Raw genomic sequence first — 3,500 nt, 5'->3', positions numbered from 1 at the left:
CCGCCTGCGCATCGTGTTTCTCAACTCTGGCGGCGCGCCCCTGCACGGCTGCCCCTACTACGCCCTGCAACCGCCCGAGATCGGCCGCCAGGGAGTGCGCCTGCTCCATCACGCCGTGCTCCGCCGCGAATTCGGCCTGCCCGCCGAACCGCAACGAGTGTCCCTCCGTGGCACATGGAACGAACCTTAATCCGCTCCCGCCATTCCTGAAGCCTCTCAAACCCCAAGCTTGCCCGCCCCCGTCCGCTCCGCTCACTCATCGGACAACACGCACGCACGCCAGCACACACACGCCGCCCACGCCATGCTCCAGTCCCTACGCATCAAAAACCTCGCCCTCCTTACGGAAGTCTCGCTCGAATTTGAGCCCGGCTTCACCACCGTCACGGGCGAGACCGGCGCCGGCAAAAGCATCCTCCTCGGCGCCCTCTCCCTCCTTGCTGGCGAACGTGCGGACAAAACCATTATCCGCCAAGGCACCCCCGCCTGCGAAGTCGAAGCCTCCCTCCACTTCCCCGATCCCCGCCGCATCAACGCCCTCCTCGCCACCCTCGACCTCCCCCCCTGCGAAGACGGCCTCCTCATCCTCAAACGCACCCTCCCCCGCGAACGCGCCCCCCGCCTCACCGTCAACGGCGGCCTCGCCACCCTCTCCGCCCTCCAACGCCTCGGTGAAGCCTGGATCGACTTTCACGGCCCCAGCGAACCCCGCCGCCTCCTCAAAGAAAACTGCCAGCTCGAACTCCTCGACCTCTACGCCCGCGCCACCCCGCAACTCGACGCCTATGCCGCCCGCTACCACGCCTGGCGCGAACTCGTCGCCGAACGCGAACGCGTGTCCTCCGAGACCAAACTCGCCCCCGACCAAATCGCCTACCTCGAAAACCAACTCTCCCACCTCGACGCCCTCGAACTCACCGACGACGCCATCGACACCCTCGAACGCGACTTCAAGCGCATGAGCAGCGCCCAGGAACTCATCGAACTCTCCTCCGCCCTCGCCAACGGACTCACTGGCGACGACGGCGCCACCGCCCGCGTTGCCGCCCTCGTCCGCGAAGCCCGCAACCTCGAACGCCTCGACCCCTCCAGCAAACCCCTCGCCGATCGCCTCATGACGGCCAGCATCGAACTCGCCGACCTCGGTGCTGAATTCGAAACCCTCGCCGCCGACCTCAACTTCGACCCCGACCAAGCCGCGCAACTGCAAACGCAGATGAACACCTGGCTCGAAGCCAAACGACGCCACGGCGGCGACCTCCGCGCCGTCGCCGCCGCGCGCGACGACATGCGCCGCCGCCTCGCCCTCCAAGGCGACATCGAAGGCACCCTCGCCCGCCTCGACAAAGAAATCGCCACCGCCGAACGCACCGCCCGCGCCGCCGCCACCGACCTCCGTGCCGTCCGCGAAAAATCCGCCCGCGAACTCGCCAAAATCGCCGCCAAAAGCATCGCGCAACTCGGCTTCAAAAAAGCCGACTTCCAAGTCCGCATCGTCCCCCTCTCACAACTCACCCCCACCGGCGATTGCGGCGTCGAATTTCTCTTCTCCCCCAATGTCGGCGAGCCCCCCCTCCCCCTCAACCGCGTAGCCTCCAGCGGCGAACTCGCCCGCGTCATGCTCGCACTTAAGACCGTCCTGGCCGACCTCGACGACGTCCCCGTGCTCGTTTTCGACGAAGTCGATGCCAACGTCGGCGGCGAGATCGGGCGCGTAGTCGGCGAAAAAATGGCCGGCATATCCCACAACCACCAAGTCCTCTGCATCACCCACCTCCCGCAAGTGGCTGCGCAAGGCGACAACCACCTCGTTGTGGAAAAAGACCAGAGCGGCGACCGCGCCGAAGTCACGATCACCCCCATTCACCCAAACCGCAAAAACCGCGTCAGCGAACTCGCCCGCATGCTCGGCGATCGAACCGCCAAAAGCGCCCTCGCCCACGCCGAGGAACTCTTGGGCCGCTAACCCCCGTGGCGCGGGCGTCTCGCCCGCAGGTAGGGGCGTCGCTTGCGACGCCCGCGCACGCCATTCGATGCCACGTCCTGAATGCGCGGGCTTCGCAAGCGAAGCCCCTACCATGCGCGCCCCATGCGCGCCCCCCTTTTCACCCTCATTTCACGCCCACTTCATACTCCCTTCATCAACGCGCGCGAAGATGCGGACTATGACACACCGCCTCCTGTTTCGCGTTCTTCCCGCATTCCTCATCCTGTTCGCCCTCGCCCCGCGCCTCCGCGCCCAAGCCGGCGAAACCGATTCCACAGATACCGGCTCCGGTTCCGGCTCCGACAACAAAACCCTCTCGCCCTATTTCTGGGTGCGCGGCGCCGCCCCCGGCGTTGAGACACTGCCACTCCGCTCCACGCGGATCGACGCCACCATTGCCGGCGTCATCGCCGACGTGCGCGTCACCCAAACCTACGCCAACACCGGCGACACCCCCATCGAAGCCATATACGTATTCCCCGGCTCCACCCGCGCCGCCGTCCACGGCCTCACCATGACCCTTGGAGACCGCCGCGTGGAAGCCGAAATCAAAGAACGCAAACAAGCCCGCCAGATCTACGAAACCGCCCTCACCCAAGGCAAAACCGCCTCCCTCCTCGAACAACACCGCCCCAACGTATTCCAGATGAACCTCGCCAACATCCTTCCCGGCGACCTCATCACCGTGGAACTCCGCTACACCGAACTCCTCACCCCCACCGACGGCGTTTACACTTTCGTTTATCCCGGCGTCGTTGGCCCCCGCTACACTAACACCACCCTTGCCAACGCCACCCCCGACGACCACTGGGTGGCCAACCCCCACCTCCCCGCCGGCGCCCGCCCCGATCCCGACCAGGACGCCGTCACCCGCTACGACATTGCCGTCACCCTCGCCGCCGGCGTCCCCATCCAGGACGCCGCCTGTCGCACCCACCGCACCCAAATCGCCTACGACAACCCAACCCTCGCTCGTATCCAACTCGACACTACGCCACCCACTGCGCCTTCCGCCTCACCCTCCGACGCCCCCGCCGACGATCCCTCCAACCGCGACTTTATCCTCCGCTACCGCCTCGCTGGCGACGCCCTCCAGGCCGGGCTCCTCCTCGCCGAAGGCGCGACCGAAAACTACTTCGTCGCCATGATCCAGCCCCCCGCCCGACCCAACCTAATGACCCTCCCCCCCCGCGACTACCTCTTCATTGTGGACGTCTCCGGCTCCATGCACGGCTTCCCCATCCGCACCACCCAAACCCTCCTCCGCGGACTCCTCCCCACCCTCCGTCCGCAGGACACATTCAACCTCGTCCTCTTCTCTGGCGACAGCCGTTCGCTCTCCAAAACCCCGCTCCCCGCCACCGACCAAAACCTCGCCGCCGCCATCGCCCTCCTTGACCGCCAGGACGGACGCGGCGGCACCGAACTCCTCCCCGCCCTGCAACACGCCTTCGCCCTCCCCTCCCCCCCCGCCACCTCGCGCACCATCGCCATCATCACCGACGGCTACGTC

The 3,500-nt window shown here is 66.6% G+C and carries 2 protein-coding genes and 1 pseudogene; all 3 read left to right on the top strand.

The genetic code is table 11. The features are described from left to right. Positions 1-190: pseudogene (locus OBACDRAFT_RS14790) on the top strand (LacI family DNA-binding transcriptional regulator); the annotation flags it as partial. Between the two features lie 39 nt (positions 191-229). Next, complete coding sequence (gene recN, locus OBACDRAFT_RS14785; RefSeq protein ID WP_232767182.1) at positions 230-1,966, top strand: DNA repair protein RecN; 1,737 nt, start codon at positions 230-232, stop codon at positions 1,964-1,966. Between the two features lie 199 nt (positions 1,967-2,165). Then, positions 2,166-3,500: VIT and vWA domain-containing protein (locus tag OBACDRAFT_RS14780; RefSeq protein WP_232767180.1), on the top strand; the 1,335-nt coding region annotated here is incomplete at its 3' end.

The sequence above is a fragment of the Geminisphaera colitermitum TAV2 genome, from assembly GCF_000171235.2.
In the GTDB taxonomy this organism is placed as follows: domain Bacteria; phylum Verrucomicrobiota; class Verrucomicrobiia; order Opitutales; family Opitutaceae; genus Geminisphaera; species Geminisphaera colitermitum.
The sequence above is the reverse complement of the archived record's forward strand: the minus strand, read 5'-3'. Positions and strand labels throughout refer to the sequence as shown.